16 protein-coding genes and 1 tRNA gene are annotated in these 17,831 nt (G+C 70.4%); 8 read left to right on the forward strand and 9 right to left on the reverse strand.

The genetic code is table 11. The features are described 5' to 3' along the window. Window positions 1–38: 38 nt before the first annotated feature. From Vau01_RS28820 to Vau01_RS28830, 3 genes are all read right to left on the reverse strand, one after another. Window positions 39–1,187: a branched-chain amino acid ABC transporter substrate-binding protein gene (locus Vau01_RS28820; RefSeq protein ID WP_203998755.1), complete on the reverse strand. Its 1,149-nt coding sequence runs from the start codon at window positions 1,185–1,187 to the stop codon at window positions 39–41. Between the two features lie 251 nt (window positions 1,188–1,438). Beyond that, window positions 1,439–2,656 carry a hypothetical protein gene (locus Vau01_RS28825; RefSeq protein WP_203998757.1) on the reverse strand — a complete coding sequence of 406 codons (1,218 nt, stop codon included), beginning with the start codon at window positions 2,654–2,656 and terminating at the stop codon, window positions 1,439–1,441. A gap of 53 nt (window positions 2,657–2,709) precedes the next feature. Continuing rightward, window positions 2,710–3,327, reverse strand: coding sequence for an ANTAR domain-containing response regulator (locus Vau01_RS28830; protein ID WP_203998762.1), 618 nt, complete (start codon window positions 3,325–3,327; stop codon window positions 2,710–2,712). A gap of 81 nt (window positions 3,328–3,408) precedes the next feature. Here Vau01_RS28830 and Vau01_RS28835 point away from each other — a divergent pair. The 3 genes from Vau01_RS28835 (at window position 3,409) to Vau01_RS28845 (ending at window position 6,330) form a co-directional block, all read left to right on the forward strand. Beyond that, window positions 3,409–3,482: transfer RNA gene (locus Vau01_RS28835), tRNA-Leu, on the forward strand. 181 nt (window positions 3,483–3,663) lie between these two features. Next, window positions 3,664–4,152, forward strand: coding sequence for a PH domain-containing protein (locus Vau01_RS28840; protein ID WP_203998764.1), 489 nt, complete (start codon window positions 3,664–3,666; stop codon window positions 4,150–4,152). A gap of 63 nt (window positions 4,153–4,215) precedes the next feature. Next, the gene (locus tag Vau01_RS28845; protein ID WP_203998767.1) at window positions 4,216–6,330 is read left to right on the forward strand and encodes a HelD family protein; all 2,115 of its coding nucleotides are present in this window, start codon (window positions 4,216–4,218) and stop codon (window positions 6,328–6,330) included. Window position 6,331: 1 nt separating this feature from the next. Here Vau01_RS28845 and Vau01_RS28850 read toward each other — a convergent pair whose 3' ends face one another. Further along, window positions 6,332–6,742: a hypothetical protein gene (locus Vau01_RS28850; RefSeq protein ID WP_203998769.1), complete on the reverse strand. Its 411-nt coding sequence runs from the start codon at window positions 6,740–6,742 to the stop codon at window positions 6,332–6,334. A gap of 9 nt (window positions 6,743–6,751) precedes the next feature. Further along, on the reverse strand, window positions 6,752–7,687 hold the full coding sequence (locus Vau01_RS28855) for a ParA family protein (protein WP_203998772.1): 936 nt from the start codon (window positions 7,685–7,687) through the stop codon (window positions 6,752–6,754). Between the two features lie 181 nt (window positions 7,688–7,868). On the opposite strand from Vau01_RS28855, the gene Vau01_RS28860 reads away from it, so the two are divergent. From Vau01_RS28860 to Vau01_RS28870, 3 genes are all read left to right on the forward strand, one after another. Further along, window positions 7,869–8,423, forward strand: a complete 555-nt coding sequence (locus tag Vau01_RS28860; protein WP_203998775.1) for an RICIN domain-containing protein — start codon at window positions 7,869–7,871, stop codon at window positions 8,421–8,423. A 103-nt stretch (window positions 8,424–8,526) separates the two neighbouring features. Beyond that, window positions 8,527–9,657, forward strand: coding sequence for a pentapeptide repeat-containing protein (locus Vau01_RS28865; RefSeq protein WP_203998777.1), 1,131 nt, complete (start codon window positions 8,527–8,529; stop codon window positions 9,655–9,657). 55 nt (window positions 9,658–9,712) lie between these two features. Continuing rightward, window positions 9,713–12,556, forward strand: coding sequence for an AfsR/SARP family transcriptional regulator (locus Vau01_RS28870; protein WP_203998779.1), 2,844 nt, complete (start codon window positions 9,713–9,715; stop codon window positions 12,554–12,556). Between the two features lie 24 nt (window positions 12,557–12,580). Here Vau01_RS28870 and Vau01_RS28875 read toward each other — a convergent pair whose 3' ends face one another. From Vau01_RS28875 to Vau01_RS28885, 3 genes are all read right to left on the reverse strand, one after another. Further along, entirely contained in the window at window positions 12,581–13,327 is a 747-nt protein-coding gene (locus Vau01_RS28875) for a hypothetical protein (RefSeq protein ID WP_203998781.1), read from the reverse strand. A 100-nt stretch (window positions 13,328–13,427) separates the two neighbouring features. After that, the gene (locus tag Vau01_RS28880) at window positions 13,428–14,258 is read right to left on the reverse strand and encodes a hypothetical protein (RefSeq protein ID WP_203998783.1); all 831 of its coding nucleotides are present in this window, start codon (window positions 14,256–14,258) and stop codon (window positions 13,428–13,430) included. 35 nt (window positions 14,259–14,293) lie between these two features. After that, window positions 14,294–14,743, reverse strand: coding sequence for a winged helix-turn-helix transcriptional regulator (locus Vau01_RS28885; protein ID WP_203998785.1), 450 nt, complete (start codon window positions 14,741–14,743; stop codon window positions 14,294–14,296). A gap of 74 nt (window positions 14,744–14,817) precedes the next feature. Between Vau01_RS28885 and Vau01_RS28890 the strand changes: the two genes are divergently transcribed. Together Vau01_RS28890 and Vau01_RS28895 are read left to right on the forward strand one after the other, a co-directional pair. Next, window positions 14,818–16,041 (forward strand): MFS transporter, encoded by a 1,224-nt coding sequence (locus tag Vau01_RS28890; protein ID WP_203998787.1) that lies wholly within the window; start codon window positions 14,818–14,820, stop codon window positions 16,039–16,041. After that, on the forward strand, window positions 15,980–16,861 hold the full coding sequence (locus Vau01_RS28895; protein ID WP_203998790.1) for an alpha/beta fold hydrolase: 882 nt from the start codon (window positions 15,980–15,982) through the stop codon (window positions 16,859–16,861). The genes Vau01_RS28890 and Vau01_RS28895 overlap by 62 nt, the downstream gene beginning before the upstream one ends. Here Vau01_RS28895 and Vau01_RS28900 read toward each other — a convergent pair. Then, complete coding sequence (locus tag Vau01_RS28900) at window positions 16,825–17,817, reverse strand: ABC transporter ATP-binding protein (RefSeq protein ID WP_239151929.1); 993 nt, start codon at window positions 17,815–17,817, stop codon at window positions 16,825–16,827. The genes Vau01_RS28895 and Vau01_RS28900 overlap by 37 nt on opposite strands. Between the last annotated feature and the right edge of the window lie 14 nt (window positions 17,818–17,831).

Consider the following 17,831-nt stretch of genomic DNA (forward strand, 5'->3'; position numbering starts at 1 on the left):
AGCGAACTTCCGACCGCACCCGAGAACCTCTATTTGAGTTACTTGACTTCCTGGTCAGCCACGATCTGGCCACCCTTGACCACGTAGGCCCAGATCACCAGGTTCGACGCGGTGATCTCACCCTTGTCGTCGAACTTGATCCGCTTGGTCACGCCGTCCTTGTCGTAGGCGGAGACGAAGTCGAGGATGTCCTTACGGGTGTTCTTGCCGGCCTTGAAGGCGTCGAGGAAGATCGTCGTCGCGTCCCAGCCCTCGGCCGCGTAGACACCGGGAGCGGCGCCGTACTTGGCCTTGAAGTCCGACTGGAACGAACCCTTCGACTTGTCACCCGGGAGGCAGGGGCAGGTCACGACCGCGCCCTCGGACTCCGAGGCACCGGCACCGGTCGGGAACGCCGGGTCGTTGATGCCGTCGCCACCGATGAACTTGGCGGTGACGCCCGCAGCGCGGAGCTGCTTCAGGAACGGCGCGGCCTCGTTGGTGTAGCCGCCGTAGAACACGGCGTCGGCACCCGAGTTCTTCACCTTGCCGACGGTGCTGGAGAAGTTGGTCTGCTTCTCCTGGACCTTGTCGGACCCGATCGGGGTACCGATGGTGCTGCTCACCTTCGCCGCGAGCGCGGCGCCGTAGGCGGTGCCGTCGTCGACGACGAAGATCTTGGTGGACTTCCAGACGTCCTTCATGTACTTGGCCGCCGCCGGGCCCTGCGAGTCGTCGTTACCGACGACCCGGTGGAAGACCTTCCAGCCCTTGGTCGACAGGTCTGTCGCGGTGGCCGAGGGGGCCACCATGGCGAGGCCCGCCTGCTCGTACGTGGGCGCGGTCGCCCGGGTCTCACCCGAGAAGTGACCGCCGATCACGCCGAGGAAGGACTGGTCGCCGGCCACCTGGCTGGCAACCGGGGTGGCCTTCGCGGGGTCACCCTCCGTGTCGAACTCGACCAGTTCGACCTTGCAGTCCGAGTTGGCGGCGTTGAACTTCTCGACGGCCAGCTTCGCCGCGTCACGCGACGGCAGGACCAGGCCGGAGTTACCACCACTAAAAGCACCGAAGATGGCGAGCTTGCCACCACATTTTTCACCACTGCCGGAACCGGAGTCCGAACCCGAGTCCTGGCATGCGGCCGCAGCAACGGCCAGCACTGCAACCAGCGCCACGCCGCCGAGCGTGCGTAGATTTCGCCTCACGGCTCCTTGCCCTCCTCCAAGTGCAGGCGACGCTTAAGGCGGCACGGCGCACCTCGTTGTAGAAGTGCGCAGTCCGTCCCACCGGGTGAGAACCACCCGCCTGCGTAGCGGTCCGCGGGCCGGACAGTACCCGAGCAGAGAACCTGCCAATAGCACCGGACCCTAGGCAAAGACCAAACTGTTACGTGCAGTCGATCCGGACCGCGCCCAGCAACATCGCCGTTACCTTTCCCCTCTTCGACCGGGGAAGATCACCCGCTACTATCCGCTGCCCACACCCGGCCGGCGGCGGCGTCGTCGGACAGGTAGAGCCAGTGCCCGTCGGCCCAGGCCACGGCGGCGGCCGAGTCGGACGCCGCGGCCTGTTCGGCCGGCTGCGGCGCCCGCGTCCAGGTGCGGCCGAGATCACGGGACGCCCACAGCTGGTACTGCTGCCCGTCGCTGACGGTCGCCAGCAGGACGCCGTTTCCCGCCAGGTTTCCCGCGGCGTTTCCCGCGGCGAGCGACAGCACGACGGCCGGCCGCGCGGCGCCACCGCCGGACGGGGTGGGCGGGCGGGTGTTACCGAACGCGCCGAGCGCCTCCCACGCCTCTCCCCCGGCCGGCCGGCGCCAGGCGCCGAACGTTCCACCGCGGAGGCCCACCGCGACGAGATCCTCACCCGAACCGACGACCCGCTGCAGTTCCTCGTAGTCGTTCGAGCCGGGCAGGACGGTACGGGTCCAGGCCGCGCCGTCGGTCGACGTCCACACGACCGGGTCGCGGTCGCCACGGCCCGCCTGGGTGCCGCCGCCGACCACCACCCAGCCGTTTGCGGTGCCGACCACGTCGGACGCCGCGCCGTCGAGGCCGGGGTCGCTCGCCAGCGGCGTGACGTTCTCGTGGATCTCGAACGCGGCGCCGTCGGCCGACGTCCAGACGGCCGCGCCGGTGACCCGGTTGCCGGTGATCATGAAGCCGGTGGGCCCGGCGCCCATCCGGGCCACGTTGACCGCGTCGCCGCCCCCGTACAGGGTGAACGCGGCGGGGATCTCGGACAGGGTGCCGTCGGCACCGAGCCGCCAGGTGCTCACGCGGGGATTGCCGTGGACCCCGCCGAACCGCGCGCCGACCGCGGCCAGGCCGCCGGTCTTACAGGCCAGCGTGTAGAAGATGTTCTGCTTGCCGTAGAAGGAGATGGGTGCCAGCGGCAACGGCGTCCAGGTGCGCGCGTCGGTGGACGTCCACATCGCCGGCCGGGTGTCGCCGGTCGGGGTGGCGACCCCGCCGCCGAGGTACCACTTCCCGTCGCAGGCCGTGGCGGCCCGCACCACGATGCGTCCCGGGTCGCCCGGCGGAACCGGCACGGATACCTGCTGCCAGTTTAAATGCGGTGGATCGGGCGATTTGGTGGGCGTCTCATCGCCTTTTGATGTGCAAGCGGCCGCGAGGGCCGCGACCACGCCGACCACCGCGAGCGCGAAACGCATGCCGGGAGTCTAGGCGGCGTCTCGTGGGGCAGCCGTCCCTTGAAGGCCGTCCGTTACGAATTGGCCTCGGGTTCGGCGGCCGTCTCGGCGATGATGCGGTCGGCGACGTCGCGCATGGTCATCCGGTGGTCCATTGCGGTGCGCTGGATCCAGCGGAAGGCCTGCGGCTCGGTCATGGAATAGGTGGTCATGAGCGCGCCCTTGGCCCGCTCGACCAACTTCCGGGTCTCGAGACGGTCGGCCAGGCTGGCGACCTCCGACTCGAGGGCTGTCATTTCGGCGAACCGGGCCGCGGCGATCTCGATCGCCGGCACCAGGTCACTCTTCTGGAAGGGCTTGACCAGGTAGGCCATGGCGCCGGCAGCCCGGGCCCGTTCGACCAGGTCACGCTGGCTGAACGCGGTGAGGATCACGACCGGCGCCAGGCGCGAGCCGGCGATGTTCTCGGCCGCGGTGAGGCCGTCCATGATCGGCATCTTGATGTCGAGGATCACCAGGTCGGGCCGCAACTGCTCGGCCAGCCGGAGCGCCGCCTCCCCGTCACCGGCCTCGCCGACGACGTCGTAGCCCTCCTCGATCAGCATCTCCCGCAGGTCGAGGCGGATGAGCGCTTCGTCTTCGGCGATCAGTACCCGCCGGCGCGTCGGCGCCGCCTCCCGCCCATCGGTCACGCCCGACTACCCCCCTCGCTCCACGGACGGGATCTCGTTTCCGTCGCGATCAGAGTAGTCGGTATCCTGTTGGGCGGACCGGTCCCCGTATCCCAACCGGCAGAGGAACGGAGCTCAAACCTCCGACAGTGTGGGTTCGAATCCCACCGGGGGCACTGAACAGACCCGTACTTGATCATCTTCTGTGGTGATCCGCCCGATTGCGGCGGTCAGGGTCGGTTCGATGTCCAGTGTCCGGTTGCCCGGGCGGCCGGCGATGTCGGTGTTGATCTCGGCCAGTCGTTCTGGAATCGAGATCTTGTTTGCACTCCTCGCCGCGTGCATCTGAGGAGTGCGGTGGACGGATGGCGGCGCCCGTACCGGTCGGGCCTGGGTCGATGGATCGTGGCCCTGTGGGAGGGCGCCGCGATGGTGTTTCTCCATCGGACCTCGGCCGAGCTGTTCCATCTCGATGGCCGGCCGGCCGACATCCTCGCCGTTGTGCTCGGGGCCTTCTGGGTCGCGCTGTGCGTCCGGTTGGCCCGGATGGGTGTGTTCGTCGGCGGCGGCGGGATTCAGATCCGTGGCCTGGTGACCCGTCGGACCATTCCCTGGCGGGCGATCGAGCGGATCACCGTGCAGCACGTCAGCCAACGGGTACTCGGGCTCACCATCCCGGCCGGACGCGCTGCCGTCATCGAGCTCCGCGACGGCGGACACATCGACTCGACGCTCTCGACCGAGGGCGTCGACTTCAAGTTCAGCCCGAAGCGGTTCGTCCAGGCGTGCACCCAGCTCCGGGCCGAGCACGCCTCCGCGCGGCAACTCACGACGAACCCCACCTGACGCCGACCCGCGTCGACGGCGGGGAGCCTAGGCTGGCCGGGACTTCGAACTCTAGGGGGTCGGGTGGACGGCACGGCGGCCGAGATCGCGGCGGAGCAGGCGTACTTCGACCTGGCCGCCGAGTTCCGGGGCAAGAAGCTCGCGGGGCTCGATGATCTCGCCACGGCGGGGGCCAACCCCGGTGCGGCGGCGCGGATCAAACGGTATGCGAACGCCGCTCGGGAAGCGCTGCAGGGTGCCGATCAGGCGGTGGCCTTCGGACGGATCGACGGACGGTTCGGCCTGCTGTACATCGGTCGGCAACTGATCAACGGCACCGAGGACGATCCGCTGGTGGTGAGCTGGCACGCACCGGCGGCGGCCGCCTACTTCGAGGCGAGCCATGCCGACACCAAGGGCGTGGACCGTAAGCGGGTCTTCGAGTGTGACGGCAACACCATCGTCAACCTGACCGACGTCGTGTTCGCCGACGTTGCCGAGGCCGTCGACACGCACCTGCTCGCCGAGTTGGCCCGAGGCCGGACCGGTCGCCTACGCGACATCGTCGCGACGCTGCAGGCCGCCCAGTACGCGCTGGTCCGCGCTCCGGCCGATCGGCTGCTGGTGATCGAGGGTGGGCCGGGTACCGGAAAGACCGCTGTCGCACTGCACCGGGTGTCCTGGCTGCTCTACCACCACCGGGACACGATCCGGGCCACCGATGTGCTGGTCGTCGGGCCTCATCCGACGTTCATGCACTACATCGGCCTGGTCCTGCCGGGGCTGGGCAGCACCGAGGTGGTCATGCGCGACATCGGACGGTTGGCGCCCGAGGTGACGCGCGGCCGGGTCGAGCCGGTCGAGGTCGCCACCATCAAGGGGCAGGCGCGGATGGCCGGTCTGCTGGCGCGCGCCCTGGACGCGCGGATCGGCGTCCCCGAACCGGCCGAGCGACTCATGATCGGGAGCCGGTTCTACACACTGCCGCATGCCGAGGTCGCGGCCGCGATCGAGGTGGGTCGGTCGGCCGACCTTCCCTACACCGGTCGACGGGAGGTGTTCCGGGATCGGATCGATCGGCTCGTCTCCGACCTGGCCGGTGCCGCGTCGGCCGGACGGCAGCCCGTGGCCGACCTGGTCGAGCGGCTGTGGCCGCGGCTGTCGGCGGCCGGATTCCTGCGCGATCTGTTCGGTTCGCTCCGCCGGCTGCGGGCGGCCGCCGGCGCGGACTTCACCGCCGCGGAGATCGCGTTGCTGCACCGTCGTGCCGCGGACCGGCTCACCGAGGAGGTGTGGTCGGCCGCGGACCTGCCGCTGCTCGACGAGGCCGGTGACCTCATCGACGGGGACGTTCACCGGTATGCGCACATCGTGGTCGACGAGGCACAGGACCTGTCACCGATGCAGCTTCGCAGCGTGGCGCGCCGGTCGGCCACCGGGGCGCTGACGATCGTGGGTGACATCGCCCAGTCGACCGGACCGTGGGCGCGCGACACGTGGGACGAGGTCGTCGAACATCTGCCCACCGCGTCCGGCGTGGAGAAGGTTCCGTTGCGGTACGGATACCGGGTCCCCCGGCAGGTGTACGAGATGGCGGCCCGGCTGCTGCCCGTCGCCGCGCCGGCCGTGGCACCCGTGGAGGTGATCCGCGACGGACCGCAGCCACCGACCGTCCACCAGGTGGGTCTCGCGGGGCGGGCGGGCCGCACCGTCACCGTCGCGATCGAGCATGCCGCCGGAGGTCGCTTCGTCGGCATCGTCTGCCCACCCCGGTGCCGGCGCGAGACGGAGGCGGCCCTGGCCGCCAACGGCGCCACCTGGAGCAGCGCCGAGCGCGGCGAACTGGGCACCGCGATCAACCTCGTCAGCCCCGAGGAGGCCAAGGGCCTGGAGTTCGACGCGGTCGTCGTGGTGGAACCCGAGCAGATCGTCGCCGACTACGAACGTGGCCACCGCATGCTCTACGTCGCGCTCACCCGCACCACGGCGTATCTGGACATCGTGTGTGTCGGTGATCCGCTGCCGCTGTCGCTGCCGGCCACGCCGAAGGCCCCGGCCGGCGACGACCCCGGCGGCTTCAGCGCCCGGCAGGCGCAGCACCTCGCGGAGCACCTTGCCGGGCAACTGCGTGCGGCGGCACCGGAAACGGAGTGGCAGGCGGTCCTGCGGCGCGTCGGAGAGCTGCTCGACCCGTCGTGAGTCAGAACCGCGCCGGTGCCGGCCGGCTGATCGTCTCGGAGGTGAGCCGCCGGCCCACCGTCCACTGCACGATCTGACGGATCACCTCGCCCTTCACCGCCTTGCCGGGTACGGAGATCCCGAGTTCCTTCGCGAGCGCCCTCAGCTGGACAACCGTCAACTTCAGATCGTCGACGTATCGCTCGGCGCCGACCGTGTCACCGATGGCCACCAGTTCGTCGCGGACCTTCTCCGGCGTCACCGACAGCGGTTTGGCCGCCGGCCGCCGGGCCGCGGGACGACTGCCCTTGGCGACGACCTGGAGCTTCGCCGTGCCGGCGATCAGGTCGTCGAGCTGGTCGGCCGGGAGGGTTCTGAGAAACTCCGATACCCGGAGCAGCACCGCGTGGGTACGGTCGACGGGGTTGGTCACCAACGCTCCCTAGATTCTGATCTTGGCGAGCAGCTCGACGCCGAGCTGCTGAAGCTCGTACCGGACCGCATCGTTCGCCGTGGGCGAGAGCACCGCGGGGATGCCCCCCTCGCCGGCGTTGCCGAACGTGGTCTTGTTCTCCCGCACGGTCTGCCGGAAGACCGGCACCTCGATCTGTTCGCCGAGCCGGAGGTAGTTCTTCTGTACGTTGATCGGGCCGGCGCTGGCGTACTGGACCATGGTGTAGACGATACCGAGGATCCGCGGGTCGATCCGCAGGTCACCGGGCGGCGCCACCCGGTTGTACTCGTGCACCAGTTCGGACAGCTTCTTGCGCAGGAAGTCGATGCCCAGCGTCGAGATGTAGTCCGGCTTGGCCGGAACCACAAGGTAGTCGCTGGCGACGATCCCGGCCCGGGTCACCATGGTGAAGTTGGGTGCGCAGTCGATCAGCACCAGGTCGTACTCCGCGAACGGTTCCTCGGCGAGCGCCTCGGCCAGTGACCGGTGCAGCTCCAGATAACGCGGGCTGCCGTGCTGGAAGCGGGATCCGCCGAGCTCGGCCGCGAAGTCCAGATCCACGTCGATCAGGCCCAGGTGCGAGGCGACCAGGTCGAGCCGTCCCTTGCCGTTGCCCGCGATCACCGCGTTGACCGCGGGTGGCGTCGACACGAACTTCGACAACGGCTCGGCCGATTCCGGCGAGAGCACGCCGCCGAACCACTGCAGAATGGTGCGCTCGTCGGCCAGTTCCCGTTCCCACACGACGGGGTCGTACAGGGAGAAGGTCAGGCTGGCCTGCGGATCCAGATCGATCAGCAATATCGTCTTCCCGCGGTAGGCCAGTTCCGCACCGATGTTGGCGGCCAGCGTCGTCTTTCCCACGCCGCCCTTGTAGTTGATCACGGTGACGACGGTTCTGTCCGGCTGCCCGCTCCCGACCATGTCAGTAGCATGCCACCCGCCCCGTCGTGTCCGGTGCTGTCCGGCGCTGTCCGGTGTGCGCGGCCTCCGCGCCCCGCTGACCTGCGCCGCACCGGCCCCGAACCGGCCGGTGTCCGGATTCGGGCCGCGGGCGACGGTCCGCTGAAACCCTGGCCGCATCCGACGACCAGGGAGGGAACAGATGAAAGCGTTGACGACCCGGAGGCTGGCGGCCGCGCTGCTGGCGATGGCATGCGCGGCGACCGGTGTGGTCGTGTCCGCCGGGCCGGCCCGGGCGGAGTGGCCCTTCGTCCACATCCAGAACTACAACGGCGGCAAGTGCCTCCAGCCCACGTCCGCCGTGCCGAACGCGCTGGTCGTCCAGCGCTCCTGCGACGGCACGAGCTGGTTGCAGCAATGGGACGCCACGCAACCGATCGCCGGCTCGTCGGACTTCGTGCTGCGCAATCGCGCGTACCCGGACCTGTGCCTCGACATCGCGGCGAACAGTATGGAGGAGGTCGTGGACGGCGTGCCGCTGCAGGTGTTCTGGTGCGACCCGGTGACGTGGCCCGGCGAACGGTGGCCCCGGGCGGGGCGGGTCCGCGTCCCGGACTACTACCAGTTCTACAGCCGGATCGCCACGTCCCTGTGCATCGACGTCCGCAACAACTCGACGTCCAACGGCGCGCAGGTCATCTTGAGCTCATGCTGGGTCGGCGACGTCTCGCAGGCGTGGCGGTTCAGAATCTTCTGACAGACGGAGCGGCTGTCGGACGGGCGTCCGGCAGCCGCTCCGCCCGCGTCGATTGCGTGACACCCTGACAGTGCCGCCTCGTCGTCACGGTAGGAGGCCGACCATGGCCGAGTTCTACCAGGGTTTCGCCTTCGAACACGACGCCCAGAACCGATTGACGGTCGAGGGCAACCCGGTTGAGGCCGAGTCGGCGCGCGCGTACATCGACAGCTCACAGGAGCTCCGTGCCCGCGAGCGGGAGCGGGCGGAACACCTGCGGATTCTCCGGGACGGCAAAGCCGCCTGGAACCAGTGGCGGCGCGAGCATCCGGAGGTCCATCCGATGCTCGCTGCCCATGACTTCACCGAGCGCGACGCCGATATCGTCCTCGATGGCTACGACTTCAGCTACACCAACTTCACCCAGGCGAATCTTCGGGGGATGCGGCTCCGGGATGCCAACTTCCATCAGGCGATCCTGGCCAGAGCGGACCTCGCCGGCGCACACCTGGAGGGGTCCAACTTCTGCCGGACCGATTTCTACGAGACGAACTTCGAAGGGGCCCGGCTCACCGGGGCGAACCTGCAGGGCGTGCAGCTGGCCAGGACGAACCTGACACGAGCGCACCTGCGCGGGTGCACGGTCTACGGACTGTCGGCGTGGGATGTGAAGCTGGATGATGCCGACCAGAGCGGCTTGCGTATCCACTACGACGAGCTCGTGGGCGGGCAGCGGATCGAACGGCAGGCGACCGTTGACGGCATCGACGTCGCCTCGTTCATGTACCTCACGCTCAACAACGCCAACATCGCGCGGATCATCGACGCGACGACGTCGAAGTGGGTGTTGCTCCTCGGACGCTTCCAGGTCCACAAGGACGTCCTGGACGAGCTGGCGACGGCGCTCGAGGAACGGGACTTCATTCCGGTCGTATTCGATTTCGAGCGTGCCCGTGAGCGCGACCTCGTCGAGAGCATCATTCTGCTGGCCGGGCTCAGCCGGCTGGTCGTCGTGGACATCACCGACCCGAAGTCCACGCCGATGGAGCTGCTCGCCATCGTCCCGAACCTCTCGGTGCCCGTCGTGCCGATCATGAGGGCGGGCACCAGTCCGTTCGGTGTCTTCTCGGGCATTCTCAAGTTCCCCTGGGTGCATCGGCCGCCCATCGAGTACGAGAATCCGCAGCAGCTGATCGGCGAACTCGAGCCCCTCCTTGCTGCTACTTCGCCGGACGTCGCCGGCGGCGGTGCCTGATCGCCTGAGGCTCCGGCGGTATGTGCGACCGGACGGTAGACAGCACACTTGCGGCATGGATGGCGGTAGTGCCCGGTTCAGCATCCTCGGCCCGTTGATCGTCCATCTCGACGGCGGGCGGCCGGCCGAACTGCGTGCGACGAAGCCGCGCCTTCTGTTGGCCACGCTGCTGTTGCACGCCAACCGGCCGGTGAGCGTCGACGAGTTGACCGAGGCGCTGTGGCCGATCAAGCCGCCCCGCACCGCCGCGGGTGCGCTGCGGACCCACGTGTGGTCCGTGCGGACGTCGTTGGGCCTGCGCGGACTCGTGGCCCGTCCGCCGGGTTACCAGCTCGATGTCCCACCCGACGAGCTCGACGCGCTGGTGTTCGACCGGCTGGCGCTGTCGGGCGAGGAGGCCGCCGACCGTGGTGACCTTCCCGCCGCGGTCGACGCGTGGGGTCGGGCGCTCGCGCTGTGGCGCGGCACCGTGCTGGACGGCATCGACCTCGGTCCCGCGGCGCGGGCCACCGTCACCGCGCTCACCGAACGCCGGTACACGATCCTGGAGCAGTGGGCCCGGTCCGCGATGACCATCGGGCGGTACGCGACCACTGTCTCCCCGCTCGCCGCGGCCGCTCTCGAACAGCCGCTCCGCGAACGGCTGCACGAGCTGCACATGGAGGCGCTGTACCGGTCCGGGCGGCAGGCCGACGCGCTGGCCGTGTACCAGTCGCTGCACGGCCGGCTCGCGACCGAGCTGGGGATCGAGCCGGGCCAGTCGCTCCAGCGGCTGCACCGGGAGGTCCTGTCCGGTGCGGCCGGGTCCGCACCCCGGCAGCTGCCGCGGGACGTGGGCGAGTTCGTCGGCCGGCGACCGGAGCTCGAGGCGGCTCGGGCCGGGCTGCCGCTCGTCGCCATCGCCGGACCGGGCGGTGTCGGCAAGTCCGCGTTCGTGGTGCGGCTGGCGCACCGGTTGGCCGCCGGCTTCCCGGACGGCCAGCTCTACGTGGACCTTCAGGGCTCGTCGGCCGGGCTGCGACCGCTGGAACCGCTCGACGTCCTGGGCCGGTTCCTGCGCGCGCTCGGCGAACGCGACAGCGACCTGGCGACGGTCGCCGAGGCCAGCGCCGCGTTCCGCGCCGCCACCGCCACCCGGCGACTTCTCGTCGTCCTGGACAACGCCCGCGATCTGGCCCAGGTGCGTCCCCTCGTGCCCGGCGGCGCGACCACCGCGACGCTGATCACCAGCCGCCGGGTGCTGTCCACCCTGGACGGCGCGGCGCACCTGACGCTGGGCGTCCTGCCCCCGGACGACGCCGTGACGCTCCTCGGCCGGCTGGCCGGCTCTCGCCGGGTCGCCGCCGAGGCCGCCGCCGCGCGTCGCGTCGCCGACTGGTGCGGCCGCCTGCCGCTCGCGCTGCGCATCGCCGGTGGCCGGCTGGCCGCCCGCCCGTCGTGGACCATGCAGACCCTCGCGGGCCGGCTCGCCGACGCCCGGCGCCGGCTCGACGAGCTGTCCCTGCCCGATCTGGACGTCCGGTCGAGCATCGAGGTCAGCCACGCGCACCTTGCCGGCAGCGAGGACCCCGACGACCGCGCCGCGGCCCACGCGCTGGCCCTGCTCGCGCTGCCGGACGGCGAGGAGCTCGGCCTGGCGGCCGCGGCGGCGCTGCTCGGCCTCGACCCGGTGGACGCCGACCGGGTGCTGGAACGGCTCGTGGACGAACAGCTGCTGGAGAGCCCCGCTCCGGCGCGGTACCGGCTGCACGACCTGATGCGGCTGTACGCCCGGTCGCTGCCGTCCACTGTGGACGATGCGTTGCCGCGGCTGCTCCGCTGGTACGCCGCGACCTGCTGGCAGGCGTTCCGGTTGCTCCGCCCGTCGGACGGGCGGGTGGCCACCGCCGGCTCCTGGGCATCCGGCGGCGCGGCCTTCGACGACGTCGCGCAGGCGCTGTACTGGTTGGAGACCGAACGGCCGAACCTGGTCGCCGCCGTGCGCCAGATCGCCGCCACGCCGCGCGCCGCCTCGCAGTTGCCCGACGCCGCGGCGACGCAGCTGGCCCGCGCCCTGTTCGCGTTCTTCCACGTCCGGGGGTATCTCAACGACTGGATCGAGGTCAACCAGGCCGCGCGCGCGGTCGCCGTCCGCGCCGGCGACCGGACCGCGCAGGCGCACGCCTGCCGCGACCTGGGCGCGGCGTACGAACTCCGGGGCGAGTACCAGCGGGCGCTCGGGTGCCTGCACGACGGCCTGACCGGGTACACCACGGTCGGCGACCGGGCCGGCCAGGCGGCCTGCCTGAACAGCATCGGCCTGGTGCACGACAGTCTCGGGCAGCTCGAAGAGGCGGCGTCCTGCCTGGAGCGCAGCCTGGCCATCAGCCGCGACCTGGCCGACCGGCACAGCCAGGGGATCAGCCTGAACAACCTGGGCGAGGTGTACGGCCGGCTCGGCTCGTACCGGCAGGCGCTGGGCTGCCTGGACGAGGCGCTGGCGATCTTCCGCAGCACCGGCAACCGGCCGGGCCAGGCCGCCGCGCAGGCCAACCTCGGCGACGTCCACGAGCACAGGGGCGGGTACGACGAGGCACTCGTCCACTATGGACAGAGCCTGGCGGCGTTCCGGGAGCTGGCCGCGCCGGTCGGCCAGGCCACCGTGCTGATCGCGCTCGGCCGGGTGCACCGCCACGAGGGCCGGTATCCGGACGCCCTGGACTGCCTGCGCGCGGGCCTGGAGATCGCCGAACGGGTGGACGAGCGTCGCAGCACGGCGATCTGCCTGCGTGAACTCGGCGCCGTACACAATGCGACCGGTGCGGCGCCGGCGGCCCGTGCGGCCTGGCGGCGGGCGCTGGCGATGTTCGAGGAGCTGGGCGTGCCGGAGGCCGACGAGGTACGGGCGCTACTCGCCTGAACCCGTCGACCTCCGGCTGAACCCTCAGCTGACGATGGACAGTTCGTACGACACCGTGATCCGGCCCGTGGTGACGAAGCCGACCGCGCAGGCCGTCACCTCGGTGATCTCCGGATCCAGGGCGACGGTCTGATCGATGCCACCGTCGGTGGTGGTGAGCAGGGCCGCCCAGTTGCCCTCGTAGTTGTTGGTGTTGCCGGTGACGGAGATGAACCATTGGGTGCGGCCGGTTCCGGTACCCGCCAGTCGAACCGTGGTGCCGGGTGTGACGGCGGTGCGGTCGCCGCAGGCCGTGGCGCTCGTCGACAGCGTCGCCGTCTCCGGGCCGAGGTCGGTGACCGCCGTCGGGCTGGTCGAGGTGAGCAACATCTGGTAGTGGGTGATGCTGAAGACGCTGTACTTCATGATCTTCTTGGCGACGACGCACGCCCGGTAGACGAAGGTGCCCGGTGCCGTCGGTGCGACGGTCCGGTCGATGGGCGTCTGCGCGCCGCTCGGCGAACCCGCGGCGGCGCTGAAGACGACGGTCTCCGCACCGCCCACGGCGCTCGACCGCAGCACCGTCCACTCACCGGTGCCGTTGGTGAAGAACCCGGTCAATCTCACCCCGTTGTCGGACTGGACGTAATCGGTGCACCGAACGTCGCCGACTCCCAATGTCTGGCCGGTGGCGATTCCGGCCGCGCCGGCCGGTGCCGCGGCCGCCGCCAACATCAGGGCGATGGACGCCACGCACACTCCCGCCCGTGTCCAGGTCGTCCTCATCCTCATCGGTCCTCCTCGCGGTTTGGGGCCTCCGCGACCCAACATGCCGCCCGGGCATCAAGGATTCGTCAAGGCCGGCTCACCGCGGCTCGGCGAACGCCGGAAGCTACCGGACCTTGATGCCGGCCACGATGCGGCCGGCCAGGTCGCGCGCGGCGGTGACCGCGATCGTCGGGTCCGGGCCCGACGAGTCTCCGCGCAACGAGAACTCCACGCTCACGACGACGTTCGCCCGTCGCGCCACGACCTCGGCGGACGTGGTGGAACTGGTGGCGTACGCCTCGTCGCCGATGTCGTCGATCCGCAGCGGGCTCGTGATGTCGTCCAGGTCGCCGCGGAAATAGCGGATCGCGGCGGCGAGGCCCGAGGAGGTGCCGGTCCCGTCGAAGCGCGTCACCCGTGCCGACACGCCGACGTAGGGGGCCGGTGGCTTGGCGTCGAGCTTCATCGTCCAGCCGCAGATCGAGTACGGGGTGAGGTCGCCGTCGAAGTCGGTGTCGTCCTGATTGAGCTCGCGGGTGTCGGCCGGCCAGTGGGCGGCGAGACCGGCCGCGTCGAGCGACGCGCACGCCGGGTCGAGGCGGGTGGCCACCGGCGCGAAGGGCGACACCACGCCGCGCCACGCGATCACCCCGACGAGCATCACCACCGACACGACGAGGAACACCCGCAGCCACGGCTCCAGCCGGATGGACGGCGGGGAACCGCGGCCGGCCAGAACCCACGCCGCGATCAACGGAATGCCGACGATCAGCACGGTTCCGGCGCCGGCCAGCACGATGGAACCGGCCATCCGGTAGTCGATCGGCCCGCCGAACAGCCCGGCCAACATGATGGCGAACCAGGCGGCAAAGTAGACCAACACGACGAGGCCCAGGGCGCCCGCCGTCGCCCGCCTGCGGAGCCCATGGCGAGCCGCCGTCTCAACCCCCGTCATGCCCGTCGATGATAGGTGCCCTCATCCACCGTCAGCTAAATCGCCGTCATTTCGACGACCGTGTCCTCCGGGGTGAGCGTGCGGCCGTCGGCGGAGCGGATTTCCAGTCGGGCCAACGGTTGCCGGGTTTCGCGGTCGACCATGCGGTAGTGGGGCTCGTCGGGGCCGAAGGCGAACTCGTCGCTCCACTGTCGCAGTGCCACCAGCACCGGGAACAGGCCGCGTCCCTTGGCGGTGAGGACGTACTCGCGGTACGCACTACCGTCCTCGGCCGGGACCGTCTCCAGGATCCCCTGCCCCACCAGGTTGTTCAGCCGCGCGGTGAGGATGTTCTTGGCCACGCCCAGGCTCTTCTGGAACTGCCCGAACCGCCGTAGCCCGTCGAACGCGTCGCGCACGATCAGCAGCGACCAGCCGTCACCGATGGCGTCGAGCGGCCGCGCGACGGGACAGCACGCGTTCTCATGGCTGACTCGTTTTACCACGAAGTCATGGTTGCATCTTGAAACCCAATCTGCAAAGCTGCCTTGGTTGCATCTTAAAACCAGATTGGACGGACGTGCAGCGGACCCTCGTGCTGGCAGCGGCCGGCGGCGTGGCGGTGGCCTCGGTCTACTACGCCCCGCCGCTGCTCGACGTGCTGGCGGCCGACTTCGACCTGCCCCGCGCGACCGTGGGAACCGTCGTCACGGCCACCCAGGTGGGCTACGGCCTGGGGCTGGCGCTCGTGGTCCCGCTGGGCGACCGGCTCGACCGGCGGCGGCTGATCGTCGGCCAGTTCGCGTTGTCGGCCGTGGCGCTCGCCGCGGTCGGGGTGGCGCCGTCGGCGCGGTGGTTGCTCGGCGCGCTCGCGGTGACCGGTGTGCTGGCGGTCGTCACGCAGGTGCTGGTGGCACACGCCGCGGGTCTCGCCGAGCCGGCCGACCGCGGCGCCGCCGTCGGCACGGTGACCGGCGGGATCGTGCTGGGCATCCTGCTCGCCCGGGTGGTCGCCGGCACGCTCGCCGACGTGGCCGGCTGGCGCGCCGTCTACCTCACCGCGGCCGCGCTCGCGCTCGTGATGGCCGAACTGTTGCGCCGCACCCTCCCCCGCCGTCCGCAGCAACGGGTGTGGCTGTCGTATCCGGGCCTGCTCCGGTCGACGGCGCGGTTGTTCGTCGAGGTTCCGGTGCTGCGGGTCCGCGCGGTGCTGGCGCTGCTCACCTTCGCGGCGATGACGGTGCTGCTGACGCCGATGGCGTTGCCGCTCAGCGCGCCGCCCTACGCGTTGTCGACGACCGCGATCGGGCTGTTCGGGTTGGCGGGCGCGGCGGGCGCGCTCGGCGCCACCCGCGCCGGGCGGCTGGCCGACCGCGGGAAGGCGCGCCGGGTCACCACGATCGGGCTCGTGGTGATGCTCGCCGCGTGGCTGCCCGCGGTGCTGCTGCCGTGGTCGTTGTGGGGCCTCGTGATCGGCGTCGTCGCGTTCGACTTCGGGCTGCAGTCGGTGCACGTGACGAACCAGAACGTCGTACACCGGGCCGATCATCGGGCGCCGAGCCGGCTCACCGCCGTCTACATGATCTTCTATTCGATCGGATCGGCCGCCGGCGCCGCGGCCTCCACCACGATGTACGCCGCCGCCGGATGGCGTGGCGTGTGCGCGCTGGGCGCCGGGATCAGCCTCGTCGCCCTCGCGTTCTTCCTCGTCACCGAACGAATCACCGACAGAAGGAACCGACATGACGCACTACCGCACGGTCCGCATCCACGACGCCGACGTCTTCTACCGCGCGGACGGTGACCCGGCGAACCCGACGATCCTGCTGCTGCACGGCTTTCCGGCGTCGTCGTTCATGTTCCGCGATCTGATCCCGTTGCTGCGCAACGACTTCCACGTGGTCGCGCCGGACTACCCCGGCTTCGGCCACAGCGCCACGCCGCCGGGATTCACCTGGACGTTCGACCGCCTCGCCGACGTGGTCGAGGCGTTCACCGACGCGCTCGGCCTCGACCGGTACGGGCTGTACCTGCAGGACTTCGGCGGACCGGTCGGATTCCGGTTGGCCGCAAGGCATCCGGAGCGGGTCGCCTTCCTCGTGGTGCAGAACGCCAACGCGTACGAGGAGGGACTGCCCGACGAGTTCTGGGCGCCGGTCCGCGCGATGTGGGCCGACCCGACACCGGAGAACCGCGCGGCGATCGTCACGGCCGCCACGTCGGACGAGGCGCTGCGATGGAACTACGTCCACGGAATTGCCGACCCGACCCGCGTCAGCCCGGACAGCTGGGTGCTGCAACGCGCGCTGCTCGACGGTCCCGGCGTGCTGCCGGCGATGACCGATCTCCTGTACGACTACCGCACCAACCCGGCGCGGTACCCACAATGGCAGGAGTATTTCCGCCGGCACCGGCCCGAGACGCTGATCGTGTGGGGACGCAACGACGCCATCTTCCCGGCGGCCGGCGCCCACCCGTTCACGCGCGACCTCCCGGCGGCCGACCTCAACATCCTCGACACCGGCCACTTCGCCCTGGAGGACCACGCCGACGTGATCGCCGCGCACATCAAGCGATTCGCGACGCGTCAGCCGCGCATCGACTCCTCGGCCGAGCGCAGGTAGTTGCGCCGCACGACGTCGTCGATGTCGGGTTCCTCCAGCGTCAGGTCGTTCACCTGAGCGTGCCTGCCGACCAGTTCCAGGATGCGCGCCGCGGTGGTGTCCGTCGGCACGAACGACAACCGCTGCTTCGACCCGCCGCTCTCGACGTCGAGCAGGCGGGTGCCGGGGATGTCGTCGAGCGGGCGGGTGGGCCCGGCGAGTTGCAGAACCATGACGCGCTCCGCGCCGACCCGCTCGGCGAGACCGGTCAGGGTGCCGTCGTAGGCGAGCTTTCCGTGGTCGACGATCAGGATGCGCTCGGTGAGGCGCTGCACGTCACCCATGTCGTGGGTGGCCAGCAGCAGGCTGGTGCCGTGCAGCTGACGCTGCTCGGTGAGGAACACGCGCAGGCGCTCCTTGCTCAGCACGTCGAGCCCGATGGTGGGCTCGTCGAGGATCAGCAGCGGCGGGGAGTGCAGCAGCGCCGCCGCCACCTCGCCGCGGATGCGCTGGCCGAGCGACAACTGCCGCACCGGGGTCGAGACGAACTCGCCGAGGTCGAGGCGGTCGATCAGCTCCTCGGTGCGCCGCTGCAGCGTGGCCGGCGCCAGCCGGTGGATCGCGCCGAGCACCCGGAACGACTCGCGCAGCGGCAAATCCCACCACAGCTGGCTGCGCTGGCCGAACACCACGCCGAGCTGGCGGGCCAGCCGCTTGCGGTGACGTACCGGTTCCATCCCGCACGTGCGCGCGGTTCCGGACGTCGGCGCCAGGATCCCGCACAGGACCTTGATGGTGGTCGACTTGCCGGCGCCGTTCGCGCCCAGATAGCCGACCGCGGCGCCCCGCGGGATGTCGAACGTGAGCCCGTCGACGGCGTTGACGGTGGTGCGGTTGCGCCGCAACCATTTGCCGGACGGGGTGTGTACGACGAACTCGCGCCGCAACTCACGTACGTCGATGATCGGGTCGGTCACGCTCGCATAGTATG

Source organism: Virgisporangium aurantiacum (assembly GCF_016863635.1).
In the GTDB taxonomy this organism is placed as follows: Bacteria; Actinomycetota; Actinomycetes; order Mycobacteriales; family Micromonosporaceae; genus Virgisporangium; species Virgisporangium aurantiacum.

Coding starts and splice junctions, on each gene's coding strand:
- Vau01_RS28825 (WP_203998757.1), bottom strand. CDS start 2,656: ATGCGTTTCGCGCTCGCGGTGGTCGGCGTGGTCGCGGCCCTCGCGGCC.
- Vau01_RS28855 (WP_203998772.1), bottom strand. CDS start 7,687: ATGGTCGGGAGCGGGCAGCCGGACAGAACCGTCGTCACCGTGATCAAC.
- Vau01_RS28860 (WP_203998775.1), top strand. CDS start 7,869: ATGAAAGCGTTGACGACCCGGAGGCTGGCGGCCGCGCTGCTGGCGATG.
- Vau01_RS28865 (WP_203998777.1), top strand. CDS start 8,527: ATGGCCGAGTTCTACCAGGGTTTCGCCTTCGAACACGACGCCCAGAAC.
- Vau01_RS28870 (WP_203998779.1), top strand. CDS start 9,713: ATGGATGGCGGTAGTGCCCGGTTCAGCATCCTCGGCCCGTTGATCGTC.
- Vau01_RS28875 (WP_203998781.1), bottom strand. CDS start 13,327: ATGAGGATGAGGACGACCTGGACACGGGCGGGAGTGTGCGTGGCGTCC.
- Vau01_RS28880 (WP_203998783.1), bottom strand. CDS start 14,258: ATGACGGGGGTTGAGACGGCGGCTCGCCATGGGCTCCGCAGGCGGGCG.
- Vau01_RS28895 (WP_203998790.1), top strand. CDS start 15,980: ATGACGCACTACCGCACGGTCCGCATCCACGACGCCGACGTCTTCTAC.